We start from the raw sequence: 13729 nt of genomic DNA, 5'->3' as shown, positions 1-13729 counted from the left end.
GCCTGGGGGTGTCAGGGCGCGCAGACGGCGTAGGGGGTGACGTCGGTGTAGTTGGTGTTCTGGTTGTCGGCGAGGATCTGCCAGGTGTTGCCGACGGGTCGGCTGGTGGTTTCGACGGGTGGGACGGCGCCGCCGCTCTGCTGGTATCCGCCGCCGGTGATCACGCTGCCGGTGGGGCAGGTGGCGGTGGCCACGACCGGGACTCTGGCGGTGGTTACCCCGAAGGGGTTGGTGCCGGCGGGGACGGTGGCGATGACGGTGGCGGTGGCGGTGTTGATCACCGACACGTTGTTCGAGCCGCCGTTGGCGGTGTAGGCGCGGGTGCCGCCCGGGCTGAACGCCACCCCGTTGGGGTTGGTGCCGACGGGGATGGTGGCGGTGACGGTGTTGGTGGCGGTGTTGATCACGGACGCGGTGTTCGAGGTGAAGTTGGAGGTGTAGACGGTGGTGCCGTCGGGGCTGACCGCCAGCCCGGTGGGGAAGAGGCCGACGGGGATGGTGGCGGTGACGGTGTTGGTGGCGGTGTTGATGACCGACACGTCGTTCGAGCCGCCGTTGGCGGTGTAGGCGGTGGTGCCGTCGGGGCTGACCACCACCCCTCGGGGGCTGGTGCCGACGGGGAAGGTGGCGGTGACGGTGTTGGTGGCGGTGTTGATCACCGACACGGTGCTCGAGTTGCTGTTGGCGACGTAGGCGGTGGTGCCGTTGGGGCTGAACGCCACCCCGATCGGAAAGCTGCCGACGGGGACGGTGGCGGTGACGGTGTTCGTGGCGGTGCTGATCACCGACACGTTGTTTCCGTCGAAGTTGGCGACGTAGGCAGTGGTGCCGTCAGGGCTGATCGCCACTCCGATCGGGGCACTGCCGGCGGGGATGGTGGTGGTGACGGTGTTCGTGGTCGTGTCGATGACGGACACGGTGTTGAAGGGCCCGTTGGCGGTGTAGGCACGGGTGCCGTCCGGGGTGACCGCCACCGCTTGGGGGTCGTTGACGGGGATGGTGGCGGTGACGGTGTTGGTGGCCGCGTTGATCACCGTCACGCTGTTGCCGGCCTGGTTGGCGACGTACGCGAAGGTCCCCGACGTCGCGGCCCGGGCCGGCGTGGCCGCCGTCACCGGCAGTGCCCCAGTCCCCAGCACAACCAGCCCCGCCACCAGGGCGCGTGCCCGCGCCGCCCACCGCGGGGCCCGGCCCCGGCCTGTATCCGGCCGGGCGGGGCCGGGCAGTGGTCGTTTCCCGCAACTGATCATCGCCGTACCTCTCGCTCGAAGAACCCAATAGGGTGGCGACGCAGGCCCCGGGGGGCGGGACGGGCCGTGCGATGACGGCACACGCGACCGCCACGGCCCGCTCCGCCACCGCGGCCACCACCCGGGCCCACGGCCGCGTGCTGTGACGCCTCACCGCCCCGCGGCGGCTGCGCCACGGCCTGACAGGCCCTCAAAGAGCACAGGCCACCGCGCGTCAGCGTAAGCGCCGCAGTATGAAATATGGTGGTTCGACGCCTTTTCGCCCGAGCGACCAGTCACGGGCTGGCTGGAGCGCACCCGTAGCGCGGCGCTCGCTTTGCGCAGCAGCGAACAGCTTCCGCCCTCCAGGCCGGCGGCGCGCCGTGGGCGGATCTGAGGCCGGGGCAGCCGACCTTGCACCCGCGTTGCGAAAGGGCCGGCTTATCTCGCGGTGGCGTCGGCCGCGGGAGAGGGTGTGGGCCCCGGCTGCCTGGTGGTGAGCCGGCGTCCGTAATCCGGTTACGTTGGTAGAGCACCTGGTCAGAGGGTGGTAACACGTCGTAACCCGTTGGGGACGTTGCATGACTGGTCTGACCGTCATCTTGCTGCTTGTGGTCCTGGCCACGGCGGTGGCTACCGGTGCCCGGCGCTGGAGCTTGCCGGCTCCCTCGCTCCTGGTCATCGCCGGTGTGATCGTCGGTCTCATGCCCTGGGTTCCCGAGGTCCGCCTGCCGCCTCACGTGATCAGTGTGCTGGTGCTGCCGCCGTTGCTCTACGCCGCGGCTGGGGAAATCTCCGTCCGTGACCTGCGCAGCGTGTGGCGGCCTGTGACCGGCTTGGTCTTCGGTCTGGTCCTGGCCTCGGCCGTCGCTGTCGGGTACGTCGCCCGGGCGATCACTCCGCTCACCACCGAGACCGCGTTGATTCTCGGCGCTGTCCTGGCCAGTACCGACCCCGTGGCGGTCACCGCTCTCGGCCGGCGCCTGTCCCTGCCATCGCGCGTGCAGGCCATGGTGCAGGCGGAAAGCCTGTTCAACGACGCCACGTCGCTGGTTCTGTACAAGGTCGCCGTGGCGACCGCGGTTTCCGGCAGCGCCATCACCGTGTCCGGGACCGTCGAGCAGTTCCTGATCCTCGCGGGCGGAGGAGCCCTCATCGGCGCGGCGGTCGCCGCGGTGGTGACCCTCATCCGCAGACGGACCGAGGACCCCGTGCTGGAGACCGTCATCGCTTTGGTCACTCCGTACGCCTCGTACGTCATCGCGGAGGACTCGCACGCCTCCGGCGTGACCGCCGTCATCGTGGCCGGGGTGGTCCTCGGCAGCACCGGCCACAAGCTCAGCAACGCCCCCGTCCGTCTCCAGATCCACGCCGTCTACGACACCGTGACTTTCCTGCTGGAGAGCGTCGTCTTCGCCCTCATCGGTCTCGAGCTCCCCTTTGCCGTCCGTCACCTCGCACACGACGAGCACGGCTGGCTGCTGTGGGTGCCGGTGATCGCCTTCACGGTGCTGGCGATCCGCCTGCTGTGGCTCTTCCCGCTGTCCGCCCTGATCCGGTACCGGCACAAGGAGGGAGATGGTCGCCTTTCCTGGCGCGTTCCGGCCGTCCTGTCCTGGGCGGGCGCCCGGGGCGTCATGCCGCTGGCCGCCGCGCTCTCCATCCCCCTGGTCACCCACACGGGGGAGCCGCTGCCGCACCGGGCGCTCATCCTCACGCTCACCACCGGGACCATCGCGCTCACCGTTGTCTTCCAGGGCTTCACCCTCGCTCCTGTCGTCCGCCGCTCGGGCATCGCACTGGAACCGGAGCACACCGCCCGCGAGGAGGCCAAAACCCGCCGACACATTGCCCACACCGCTCTCGAAGAGCTCAAACAGCTCGGCGATCTGGATGAGCTCGCCGAACTGGGCGCCGCCGCTGAGGCCGCCTTGAAACAGGCCCGTCGCCATCTGGAAGCGCGCATCCACCAAGCGGAAGATGCCCACTACAGCGACCCGGACGCCCGTCCCGCCGACGCCTATCGCGAGATACGCCGGACACTCATCGGCATCGAGGCGGCCGAGCTCCAGCGCCTCTACGACGCAAACATGATCAGCAACGCCACCCGGCGCCGGATCCAGCGCGAACTCGACCTCGAGGAAGCCAGCCTCCGTGCCCGTGACTGACGGGCCGACGTCGTGCCGCCGGCCGCTGTGCACAGGGCTGGTGCCCCGCTGCCCAGGTGCGGCAGGCCTGGCATCGGCAGACCCTGGGAGAGGAGCCGACCGCGGAGGAGAGCGATGACCGGTGCCAACCCTTCACGGGAACCGAGCGCGATGGTGCACATGTCGATCGTCGGTGCGCTGCCCGTTGCGAACGTGGTCGCCGACGCGGTGGGCGAGTCGTTCAGGCTGATCGCTGTCCCAGGTCCTGGCACAGCCGGGGACTATGTCTCACCCGCCGATCAGGTGGCCCGCACCCGCTGGCAGGTGGACACGTCGGCGCCGATCGCCGAACCCGCCGCACGGCCGGTTGCCCTCGCACCTGCCGGTGCCGGCCCGGTGAAAGTGGAGCTCGGCGGTAGAGCCGATGCCGTGGTCAAGGTCGCGGCGCTGATCCGCGACCGCTTCCGTGCCGGACCGCCCGCGGGGGTTTCACAGGCGTTCGAGGTGTGGCCCGAGAGTCCGCCGCCCGCCACAGGCCAGGCGTAGCTGCGGCAGCACGCGCCAGTTGAGGTCTCACACCGCCGTCCACCAGGCCTACTGACCGGTACGCCATCCCCTGCGTTGATCGCGTCCGCGTGGCGACGCCGTGCGCGCATGCGAAGAAACCTGCAAGGTGGGCTCCCTTCGCCGGCATTGTCCGGATCAGGTGATGGAGGTCGCTTTCCGGTCTCACAGACCTTCCAGCCTCTCAGCCCGACCGGCGACAAACGGCCCCGCGCGGAGCCTTCGCCCATCGCCAGGGGCCCATCCGGTCGAACTCCCTCGCTCGCCCTGCAGGCCAATATCCACGGTACTCGTACTCCCGCCCGCCGGCACCGGGATCCTGCCTCCAGGGTTCCGCCCGCCGGGGATGATCTCGTGGTCGGTGGCCCGTCCGATCACGGCGGCGGCCTGCGTCAGGACCCCGGCGTGGCCTCCCGGGGAGGCAAGGTGATCGACGCGCGAGTCGTTGACGACGGGAACCTGGTGACCGCGGGCGGTGTCACCAGCGGAATCGATCTGGCGCTCTGGATGATCACCCGCGAATGTGGAGCATCCATCGCCATCAGCGTCGAATCCGTCATGGAGTACGAGCAGCGCGGCGTCGTCTGGCGAAGCTCCGGACCTCCGTCGCACGGGAACGTCCTCGCCGAACTCGGCGTAGCGCAGCGCCAGCGTGCGGGCCCGGAACGGGCTTGGCCGCTGTCGGAAGTGCCGGATATCCCGGAGAGCAGCAGCCGACCACCACCACCGGGAGCAGCCGTGAGCACCCGTCAGCGCGAGGCCCCGCCCGGCCGCGCCCGACGCCAACCACGGCCAGGTGGCCGGCCCGGCGACTCCGGGGGTGTGGCGCGTCCGGGCCGCACCGCGTACGTGCACGGCGCGGGCAACCCCAACGGCTTGACTACCGCGCTACGTGCCTTCGGATCCGGTCTCCAGCGGCGGTTGCGGGATGCGGCTGGCGCGTGCCGGGCTGTGGCTTCAGGTCACCGAGGCGCACGCGGGTTGTTGGGCCAGCCATGTTCGTGCTGCGGTGTCCGCTTCCTCGGGCGGGGTGGGTTGGTCCGGGAGGAGCGGCCTGTCGGGGTCGTAGCGGTGGCCGGTGCGGTCGGCCTCGGCCGTGCTGGTGATGACAAGTCGGGCGCCGTCACTCAGGGGCAAGACGATGTTGCCTGAGGGGTATCCGCCTGTGGGCGCGCCGAAGAACCGGGTGCGTGGGCGGTCGTGGAAGGAGATCACCGTGGCTTCGGCCGCGCTGGCCGTTCTCCCGTCGGTCAGCACGGCAACGGGAGGGTTGGGCAGACGCAGCCGGTAGGAGGTGGTGCCGAAGGATTCCGTTCGCCCGTCGCGTTGGAGCTCACCGCCGTTGATGCCCCAGGAGTGGTCCGCCGTGCCGTCCGGGTCGATGAAACGGCCGAGGGGTCCGTCTCCGAGAAGGGGTGCTACGGCGGCGACCATCGGGTCCATGCTGCCGCCGGGGTTGCCCCGAAGATCGACGATCCAGCCGCAGACGCCCGCGCGGTCCAGGCGCTCGACCGCATCACGGCCTGCCTGTACGTACTGTCGGTCCCCGAGGTTTGCGCCGAGTGCTCTCTCGGGCAGGACGAGCAGGCCCAGTCGGCCCGGTTCGACCTGGCCGGTGGGCACGGGCAGGTCCGAAGTAGGCGGTGCTTGCTTCGCGCGGACCATCGCGGGCGGTTCCAGACTGCTGTGCTTGTCGAGGAACCTGGCCGCAGTCTGAATGGCCCGGTAGGTGTCGGCGGTGCGCTGCGCCCCGCTGGCGAACGGATAGATCCATTTACGCAGGTCGGACCAGTCGGTGTGGTCGCGAGCGATGGAGTAGCGCTGCAGCAGGTCCAACGCGTGATCCAGATAGGCCCGGGCTTGTGGGGACATGGCAGCCGACGCGGGATCCGAAGTGGCCGCACTGCTGTCCGGAACCACCGGTGCCGTACCCGCTATGTCGAGCAGCACCGTGCAGAGCAGCAGGCTCGCTGTGACCCGGATCCGGCGCAGCCATATCTCCGTGTACGCCATGCGCGTCCCCCCGTTGCGCCACCGCCCCACCGACAGGCAGATGATCTCACCCGGCCCGAACGGCAACAAGGTACGGCGAGGAGTGCGGCATCCTCGCCAACTCCCGCCTCCTGTCGGAAGGGATCGACATCGCGGCCGTGCGGTGTGCCTCGCCGACCCCAAGAGCTCGATCACCGACATCGTCCAGGCCATCGGCCGCGCGCTGCGCCAGGCCTACCGGCAGGGCAAGGTCTCCTGGGTCGTCATCCCGGTCTACCTCTCCTTTTGCACTAGGGCATGAAGGTTGTTGGTGTTCACGAGTTCGGCGGTCCGGAGGGCCTGCAGGTCTTGGAGTTGCCCGAACCGCGGGCGGGTCCCGGTGAGGTCCGCGCTGCGGTGCTGGTCCGGTCCGGCCGGGCGCGGCGTCCGCGTGTGCCCGGTGATGGTGACGGACCTCCGCGAGGAGAATGCCCACCGACAAGGGAGCGCAGGCCGCGCCGGCGCGGCAGGCTCTACGACCGGTGGCGGGAGGTCGGGTGTTGCACGCGAAGCTCTACCCGGCGAAGGACCGCATGTGACCTGGCTGTGCCAGATGGTGCGACTTCTTGGTAGGGGTCAGCTCAAGACGGTTTCTAGAAGAAGCCGCCGTCCATGGGCAGCGTGCGGCCGGTCATGTAGGCGGCGTCGTCGGAGGCGAGGAAGGCGTAGCCCGCGGCGATCTCCTCGGGCTGGGCCAGGCGGCCGAGCGCGCCGTGGACGGACAGCCAAAGGGAGAGCGGCATCGAGTCCCGCAGCTGCGGGTGCAGGTAGCTGGCGGCGTGCTCGGCGGCCATGTCGGTGGCGGTGCCGCCGGGGGCGATGGCGTTGATGGTGATGCCGCGCTGGCCGAGCTCCGCGGACAGGTTGAGGACCATGGATTCCACGGCCGCCTTGGACGAGGCGTACAGGGTGTGACCGAACACCGCGCGGGAGGCGCTTACCGAGGAGGTGAGCACGATCCGTCCGCCCTCGCGCATGTGGGCGACGGCGTGCTGGACGGCGAACAGCTGGCCGCGGGTGTTCACGGCGAAGACGCGGTCGAAGTCGGCCGGGGTGATGTTCTCCAGGGCGTCGAAGTGCTCGATGCCGGCGCACGAGGCCAGCGCGTCGAGCCGGCCGAACTCGGATACGGTCCGCTCGATCAGGGCCTTGGTCTGCTCGGGGTCGGCGACGTCCGCGCGCAGGGCAAGTGCCCTGCCGCCGCCGGCCGCGAGCGTGGCGACCAACTCGTCCGCCGCCTGCTGGTTGCCGAGGTAGCCGATGACGACCGCTGCCCCCTCCGCGGCCAGTCGCGCGGCGACCGCCGCGCCGATTCCCCGGCTGCCTCCGGTCACCACCGCGACCTTGCCCGCGAAGCGGCTGCTGTCTACTGAGGTCATGGGTCTTCTTTCCTTCCCGTGTCGGCGAAGCGGCTCTAGGGACACCCACGCCGGGTGTACCAGCCATGCCACCGTCCCTGTGGAGGAGCGCAGGGGCGGCAGGGGCTCTGGTTCCAGCCGTCAACGTCACGATCTGACGATCCAAGGCTGGAGTACCACGGCTCCAACAGGGCTTCGACGCTCCGGGAGTTGGTGGCCGCGTTGGTGTCCGTCCCGGGCGATCCGTGGTGGGAGGTGCTGGTGTTGCGCGTGCGAAGCTCTATCCGGGGAAGGACCGGAGACTGTGACCTGTTGTGCTGTGGCGGGCCGGCAGGGTGCCCGGGCCGTGTGGCCTGGGGGTCTGTGAGGTCGGCTGAGAAGTGCCGGATGGCACGAGAGGCAGTGGGGTTTCCCGCGGTCTGGATGAGGACCCCGTATGTGTCGGGAGCCGGCTGAGTTCGCGTCAGGCTCGTGGTGCTGTGCCGTGCTGCGTGGGCGGGCTGACCGCCTGGGGGTTCAGCGGGTGTGATGCTGCGTTCAGGCGGTCAGGAGGCTGCCGGGCGGGGTGGTGAGGTGACGCCTCTCGCCGCGGGCTGCGCCTCGGATTCGTCGTCGGGGGCGGCGAAGCGGTCGAGGAAGGCGGTCGGCGTCTGCCCGGTCCGGTGGAGCAGTGAGTAGACCTCGCTGCCGTGCCCCGGTCGGCCGTCGAGGGCGAACGCCTGGGTGAGCGGCAGCACCTCGAAGCTGTTCTCCTTGGCGTACTGCGCCGCGTCCCGCTCGGCTTGCGCCATCGCGGCGTCCAGGTCCGCCGCCTGCCAGAGCGTGATGCGCTCCTCATACGGCTCTTCCTTCCAGGGAGTCCAGCGGTAGAAGGTGCGCACCGCGTACCAGGACTGCTCTTGCTCGGACACTCCGTCCAGCCTCTCTGTCGATCGCGTCAGGCGGGCCAGCGCTGCTCGGCAGCACCGACCGGTGGATGGCCCGACGCTGTGTCCACTCCACAGGGACCCCAGGCCCGGTACCGGGCCGGGAAGCCGGCGGTGCACCGGCCCGACGTCGGGGAAGCCGCACCTCAGTCCCACCAGAGAACCCAGAGCTCCTCGTCGATGAGGTCGGCGGCGTACTCGGCCAGTGTGTCCCTATGGCCTTGCAGGATGTTGTCTGGACAGAGAGCGAGGTGCTCGGCCGCAATCAGCAGGGCGTGGTCCATGTCGGTGGGCGGGGCGGCGACGCTGAGGTAGAGGGTGTCGAAGCCGACACCGACCACCCTGGCGCCGAAGCGGCGCTCCCAGCTGCGGAGCACACTGGCGATCTTCCCGGTGTCGTTCTCGCGGTTCACAGGGCCGCTCCATCCGCAGGCCGCCAGCGCCTCGGCACCGCCGGCGGCAGGGACAAGGCCGATCCGCATGCCCGGGCGAGCCCGCAGCATCTCCGCAGCGATGGAGCACGCCTTCTCGTCGGGATCGCGGATCCTGGCCGGGGCTGGGGCGAGTCCGGGCCAGGCCGGCCCGAACGGCGCGGTGACCGCCAGCCGTTCGTCGGCCTCCTCCGGGCCATCGGCCTCCCAGGAGGCCACGCCCTCCCACCAGTCGCGCAGCAGGGCGACGGCGTCATGTCCGTCGGGGGAGGACATTTGCCGCGGGTACAGCTCCTGGGATTGCCAGGGGCGGAAGTCCGACTCGTCGTGGAGGGGGGCGAGAAGCAGCGGCCACAGGCCGGATCGCTCCCGCTCTCCGTGTAGGACCTCCCACAGCCCTGCGGGGGCCGGTCCATCGCTCATCCACATCACGGGTGCGCTGTCGTCGCCTTCGTCGGATCCGAGGAGGCGGCCCGCCGGGAGCGGGGTCGGCAGGGCGAGGTGGCCGACGGCTGTGGAGGCAAGGAGATGGTGGGGCTCGGTGCGCGGGGGGCTGAGGATCGGTCACGCGGACACGCTAAGGCAGTGTGCTGACAACAAGAGCGGATGGACGGCCGCACTCATCAGTTGTCGGCCGACAGCCGCCGAGGCTTGGCGGCCAGCCCGCCATGGGCGGCAAGTATGCCGATTGCGGCGGTAGGCCGTCGACGATCTCGATCAGCAACTCCGGGCCCGGTGGGCTGAAGGCACGTCATGCCGTACGTATACAGCCTGACCTGCCCTGGCCTCAGCGGAATGCCGATCGCGGTGCCGGCCGCGTGCGGACTCCGGCTTCCTGGACCAAGAGACCTGTGTCGTCATAGCCGGTTGCGCGGCGTACCCGGGGGAGTGGAAGTGGTGCTCGTACCGGAAGACGGCAGCTCGTACCGAGGGAAGCACCGGCGCGCGGCAGCGGGAGCGTTTCAACACCCTGACCATCAACGCGCCCCTCGGCGAGGTCTTCGCCTACCTCGCACGGCCCGAGAACCTCCCACGCTGGAACTACACGCTCAGCCACACCGAGCAGACCTCCCCCGGCCCGATCGGGGGCGGATCCACCTACCGCCAGACCCGCACGATCCCGCGCCCGGCCGAGGAGCACCTCCGCGTCGTCAGGTACGACCCCCGACCCTTCTGACCATGGACGGCGACTTCGGCCCATTCTCCGGAACCACCACCTCCCGGCTGACCCCGCTCGACGACCACACCACACAGCTGGTGAGACGGATTCCTGGACATAATTCGCAGGCGTACGGCAACGGCAAAGACCTATTCTGCCCGTCATGACCGACTGGAAGAGCGTCGAAGCCGCCGACTGTGCCGTGCCCGCTGACCGGCCCATGGGCGACCTCGTCCGCGAGCTGTCCCGTGCCCTGGCAGATCCCGATCCACTGGTCCGGGACGGTGCGCCCTACGCCGTCCTCGCGACCTGGATCGCCCGCGGGGCGATCGGGACGTCCCGGCGGCTGGAGCTGGGGGACGAGATGGCCACCCGGTTCACCGACCCGCGGGTCGAGGCCCGCACCTTCGCGCCCCTCGTGCTCGACATGCTGGTGGCCGCGGGGGACTTCAAGGCCGGCTGGGTGGACGCGTTCGAGCACTGGTACCCGGCGGAGCAGGATCTGCGCGGCCACGACGAGACGCTCGGCTGGCTTCACGCGGTGGCGCACGGCGCGGACCTGCTTGCCAGCTTCGGTCGCCACCCCGAGGTCGCGCCGGTGCGGATGCTGGACCTCGCCGCCGCGCGGCTGACGGCGCCCACCGACCACGTCTGGGACCAGATGGAGGACGACCGCCTCGCCCGGGCGATCGCCCGGGTCCTCGCCCGCACCGACCTGAGCGAACGCGACGCCGTCGGCTGGCTGGAACCGATCGCCGACCGCTTCGGGGCCGACCGCATCAGCACCCCGGTGCCCGCTCACATCAGCAACTGCCTGCGCACCCTGCGCCTGCTCTACATCCTCGCCGACCGGGGCGTGCGCCCCACCAGCGAACTGCCCGCGGAACCCCTCCACCACCGCGACGCGGTCAAGTCCGGCATCGCCACAGCCCTCGACCGGATCGTCAGACGCTGACCGACGGCACCCGGTTCGGCCGGGTACCCCGCCGGCTCTTCCTCAGCCGGCCCGCCCCGACCACCTTTCCGCGCTCATGGGTGGGATCGGCGTCCCGGTCGCAGCCGCCCGCGGCGCCGCCATCCGACAGCGGCTCCTTGAACTGCCCGCCCCGTTGTCACGGACGCTCTCGGCTACCACGACAAGACCACCAGCCGCCTCCTGGAGGAGACCGACGGGGCGCGGAGCCGTACGCGGCTGGCGATCACACGAGGTCACCAGCCGGTTGGACTCCTCGGAGAACTGGCGACAGTTGAATATGCGAGCCCACCAGTGCCGAGGGCCATTCCGGCGGGTGTGCACCTCGCGTGAGGGGCAATCAGCGGTGCTGTCGAGGTGCGCCGAGGTCGCCGTGGCGGTTTTGGTCCGGGGCCCGGTCACTCGTTGAGGCTGTGCGAGGGTGATGGTGGTACTACGCCGCCAGCAGCCGTAGATCGCGCTGCCGGCCATCGGGACGCGATCACGCTGAACGGGAGTGCCGCCGAGCAAGTCGACCCGGGAGGGACCCGGAGAATGGGGGCAACGGCGAGGTGGACGAGCTGCGCGCGGCCGGCAGCTGTCGAGGGGAGCGCGGCCGCCTGCGGGAGGAGTTCGCGGCCACCCGCATCATCGTCGCGTTCGCCGACCGGGACAGCTCCGAGGTCCGTACCTCGCTGCGCGGGCACAGTCAGGTTCGGCAGAGCCGTCGGGTCGGACTACAGTCGAGCTGACCCGGGGGATGGGCTCACCCGAACGGGCAGCGCGTGGTGCTTGTGCCGTTCTGCTGTCCGCCCCAGAGCGTGCCGTTCATGACGTGTGGCAGGCACCTGATACCGCACAACCACCGAGGAGGTCGGGTGAACCGCTCGCTGCTGCGCACCACCGGAGCCGCAACGGCCGTCTACGGAATCGCCGTGGCCCTGCGCCCGGAGCTGCTCGCCCGGCCGTCCGGGCTGGCCGGCCCCGGCGGGGTGGCACCGGAGGTGGCAGCCTCGCTTCGCCCGCTCGGCCTGCGGGACGCCGCCTGCGGTGCGGCGATGGCACTGGCACCGGATGACCGGAGCCTGCGCACCGCGACCCTGTTGCGGATCGTGGCGGACTTCGGTGACGCCGCACTGCTGTCCCGCACCCTGCCCACGGCGCGCCACCGGCGGGCGGCGCTCGCGGTCTCGGTCGGGTGGGGAGCGCTGTCGGTGGCCGGGCTGCTCTGGGGGGAAAGGGGCCGGTGCGGCAGGCTCAACCGGCGGCGAGCGCCCGACTGGTGATGTTGCGGGCCATCGCGCCGAAGACCAGTGCGTGGAACGGGGACACGGCGTGCCAGTAGGCGTGACCGGCGAGCCCGTGGGGGTGGAACAGGGCGCGCTGGTGGTAGACCGATCCACCAGCGGGGTCGGGCACGACGGACAGCTCCAGCCAGGCCAGGCCTGGCAGCCGCATCTCCGCGCGCAGGCGCAGCAGTCGTGGCCGGTCGATGGCCTCCACGCGCCAGAAGTCCAGCGAGTCACCTACCCGTAGCCGGGTCGGATCGCGCCGCCCGCGCCGTAGTCCCACGCCCCCGGCCAGCCGGTCCAGCCAGCCGCGCAGCGCCCAGGTGAAGGGGAGGGAGTACCAACCGTTGTCGCCGCCGATACTCTCGATCACCCGCCACACGGCTTGCGGGTCGGCCGCCACCCGGCGCTCCCGTACGTCCTGGTAGAGGCTCCCGCCGGCCCACTGCGGGTCGGTCGGCAGTGGGTCGCTGGGGGCGCCGGGGATGCTGGCGGAGGACCAGCGGGTGGCGACCTGTGCGTCCTGGATGCGCCGCAGCGCCAGGCGCACGGCGGAGTCGAAGCCGAGCAGCCCCTCGGGCGGGTCAGGGACGTAGCGGGAGATGTCGTGCTCGGTGCAGACCACCTCGTGGCGTAGCGACTCGACCAGCGGCCGGGCGATCGCGTTCGGCACGGGGGTGACCAGGCCGACCCAGTGGCTCGACAGCCGGGGGGTCAGGACCGGCACAGGGATGATGTGTCTGGGGCGCAGGTGGGCCAGCTTGGCGTAGCGCTGCATCATCTGGCGGTATGTCAGGACATCCGGGCCGCCGACGTCGAAGGCGCGGTTGACGTCGGGCGGCAGGGTCGCTGCGGCGGTGAGGTAGCGCAGCACGTCCCGGACGGCGATCGGCTGGATCCGGGTGTCGACCCAGCTCGGGGTCACCATGACGGGCAGGCGTTCGGTCAGGTAGCGCAGCATCTCGAAGGACGCCGACCCGGAGCCGAGGATCACGGCCACGCGCAGTTCGGCGGTGGCCACCGCGCTCTGACGCAGGATCCGGCCCACCTCGGCGCGCGAGCGCAGGTGAGGGGAGAGCCGGTCGGCCGGCACGCCGTCGGGTACCAGGCCGCCGAGGTAGACGATCCGGCGCACCCCGGCCGCCGCGGCGGCTGCGGCGAACGCCCGGGCGGCGGCACGGTCGGTGGCCTCGAAGCCCGGCCCGGTGGTCAGCGCGTGCACCAGGTAGTAGGCGACGTCCACGTCCTGGAAGGCGGGCGGCAGGCTCTGCGGCGTGGTGACGTCTGCGGTGCGGTCTCGACGCGCTCGCGCCAGGGGTGGTCGCGCAGCCGCCCGGGGTCGCGGGCCAGGCAGCGGACCTGGTGTCCGGCGGCGAGCAGCTCCGGTACGAGCCGCCCGCCGATGTAGCCGGTGGCGCCCGTGACCAGGCACCGCAGACCGGTGGGAGCCGGATCGTTCATCGGGACCTCCGGAGGGTGAGGGGTACGGCAGGTCGATGATCGCTTGGTCTGCGGCGAGCGTCGGGCAGGCTGCGCCGGTGATTCGAAACGCCTTCGAGCCGTTGCGGTACGGCGGACGGCTTACGCGCTGCGGCCCTTGGAGCCCCGGACGGCGGCTCGCCCGGGCGCCCACCTGCGCAGCA

11 protein-coding genes and 1 pseudogene are annotated in these 13729 nt (G+C 70.9%); 6 read left to right on the top strand and 6 right to left on the bottom strand.

Going from position 1 to position 13729, the window contains the following annotated elements; translation table 11 throughout:
* Positions 1-11: 11 nt before the first annotated feature.
* Positions 12-1115 (bottom strand): beta-propeller fold lactonase family protein, encoded by a 1104-nt coding sequence (locus tag ACSMTC_RS00670; RefSeq protein ID WP_436557631.1) that lies wholly within the window; start codon positions 1113-1115, stop codon positions 12-14.
* A 695-nt stretch (positions 1116-1810) separates the two neighbouring features.
* Between ACSMTC_RS00670 and ACSMTC_RS00665 the strand changes: the two genes are divergently transcribed.
* Positions 1811-3397, top strand: a complete 1587-nt coding sequence (locus ACSMTC_RS00665; protein ID WP_436557630.1) for a Na+/H+ antiporter — start codon at positions 1811-1813, stop codon at positions 3395-3397.
* 114 nt (positions 3398-3511) lie between these two features.
* Entirely contained in the window at positions 3512-3922 is a 411-nt protein-coding gene (locus tag ACSMTC_RS00660; protein ID WP_436557629.1) for a hypothetical protein, read from the top strand.
* Positions 3923-4897: 975 nt separating this feature from the next.
* Here the strand turns inward: ACSMTC_RS00660 and ACSMTC_RS00655 are convergent.
* Positions 4898-5953 carry a S41 family peptidase gene (locus ACSMTC_RS00655; RefSeq protein ID WP_436557628.1) on the bottom strand — a complete coding sequence of 352 codons (1056 nt, stop codon included), beginning with the start codon at positions 5951-5953 and terminating at the stop codon, positions 4898-4900.
* A 142-nt stretch (positions 5954-6095) separates the two neighbouring features.
* On the opposite strand from ACSMTC_RS00655, the gene ACSMTC_RS00650 reads away from it, so the two are divergent.
* Entirely contained in the window at positions 6096-6233 is a 138-nt protein-coding gene (locus tag ACSMTC_RS00650) for a hypothetical protein (RefSeq protein ID WP_436557627.1), read from the top strand.
* Positions 6234-6564: 331 nt separating this feature from the next.
* Here ACSMTC_RS00650 and ACSMTC_RS00645 read toward each other — a convergent pair whose 3' ends face one another.
* The 3 genes from ACSMTC_RS00645 to ACSMTC_RS00635 all read right to left on the bottom strand — a co-directional run bounded on the left by ACSMTC_RS00645 (position 6565) and on the right by ACSMTC_RS00635 (position 8962).
* Positions 6565-7350, bottom strand: coding sequence for an SDR family NAD(P)-dependent oxidoreductase (locus tag ACSMTC_RS00645; RefSeq protein WP_436557626.1), 786 nt, complete (start codon positions 7348-7350; stop codon positions 6565-6567).
* A 524-nt stretch (positions 7351-7874) separates the two neighbouring features.
* Positions 7875-8240 carry a hypothetical protein gene (locus ACSMTC_RS00640; RefSeq protein ID WP_436557625.1) on the bottom strand — a complete coding sequence of 122 codons (366 nt, stop codon included), beginning with the start codon at positions 8238-8240 and terminating at the stop codon, positions 7875-7877.
* A gap of 161 nt (positions 8241-8401) precedes the next feature.
* Positions 8402-8962 (bottom strand): DUF4253 domain-containing protein, encoded by a 561-nt coding sequence (locus ACSMTC_RS00635; protein WP_436557624.1) that lies wholly within the window; start codon positions 8960-8962, stop codon positions 8402-8404.
* Positions 8963-9467: 505 nt separating this feature from the next.
* On the opposite strand from ACSMTC_RS00635, the gene ACSMTC_RS40625 reads away from it, so the two are divergent.
* From ACSMTC_RS40625 to ACSMTC_RS00625, 3 genes are all read left to right on the top strand, one after another.
* On the top strand, positions 9468-9863 hold the full coding sequence (locus ACSMTC_RS40625) for an SRPBCC family protein (protein WP_473965319.1): 396 nt from the start codon (positions 9468-9470) through the stop codon (positions 9861-9863).
* A 145-nt stretch (positions 9864-10008) separates the two neighbouring features.
* Positions 10009-10800 (top strand): DUF2785 domain-containing protein, encoded by a 792-nt coding sequence (locus tag ACSMTC_RS00630; RefSeq protein ID WP_436557623.1) that lies wholly within the window; start codon positions 10009-10011, stop codon positions 10798-10800.
* 875 nt (positions 10801-11675) lie between these two features.
* Positions 11676-12083 carry a hypothetical protein gene (locus tag ACSMTC_RS00625; RefSeq protein WP_436557622.1) on the top strand — a complete coding sequence of 136 codons (408 nt, stop codon included), beginning with the start codon at positions 11676-11678 and terminating at the stop codon, positions 12081-12083.
* Here ACSMTC_RS00625 and ACSMTC_RS00620 read toward each other — a convergent pair.
* Positions 12064-13547: pseudogene (locus ACSMTC_RS00620) on the bottom strand (SDR family oxidoreductase); the annotation flags it as partial. The gene ACSMTC_RS00625 and the pseudogene ACSMTC_RS00620 overlap by 20 nt on opposite strands.
* Positions 13548-13729 lie beyond the last annotated feature (182 nt).

The organism is Kitasatospora sp. HPM-01-4 (assembly GCF_051374625.1).
GTDB lineage: Bacteria > Actinomycetota > Actinomycetes > Streptomycetales > Streptomycetaceae > Kitasatospora.
This window is presented reverse-complemented; position numbering and strand designations above follow the sequence as displayed.

Excerpts from the sequence above, each read along its gene's own strand:
- ACSMTC_RS00665 (WP_436557630.1), top strand. The coding sequence starts at position 1,811 with ATGACTGGTCTGACCGTCATCTTGCTGCTTGTGGTCCTGGCCACGGCG.
- ACSMTC_RS00660 (WP_436557629.1), top strand. The coding sequence starts at position 3,512 with ATGACCGGTGCCAACCCTTCACGGGAACCGAGCGCGATGGTGCACATG.
- ACSMTC_RS00655 (WP_436557628.1), bottom strand. The coding sequence starts at position 5,953 with ATGGCGTACACGGAGATATGGCTGCGCCGGATCCGGGTCACAGCGAGC.
- ACSMTC_RS00645 (WP_436557626.1), bottom strand. The coding sequence starts at position 7,350 with ATGACCTCAGTAGACAGCAGCCGCTTCGCGGGCAAGGTCGCGGTGGTG.
- ACSMTC_RS00635 (WP_436557624.1), bottom strand. The coding sequence starts at position 8,962 with ATGTCCTCCCCCGACGGACATGACGCCGTCGCCCTGCTGCGCGACTGG.
- ACSMTC_RS00630 (WP_436557623.1), top strand. The coding sequence starts at position 10,009 with ATGACCGACTGGAAGAGCGTCGAAGCCGCCGACTGTGCCGTGCCCGCT.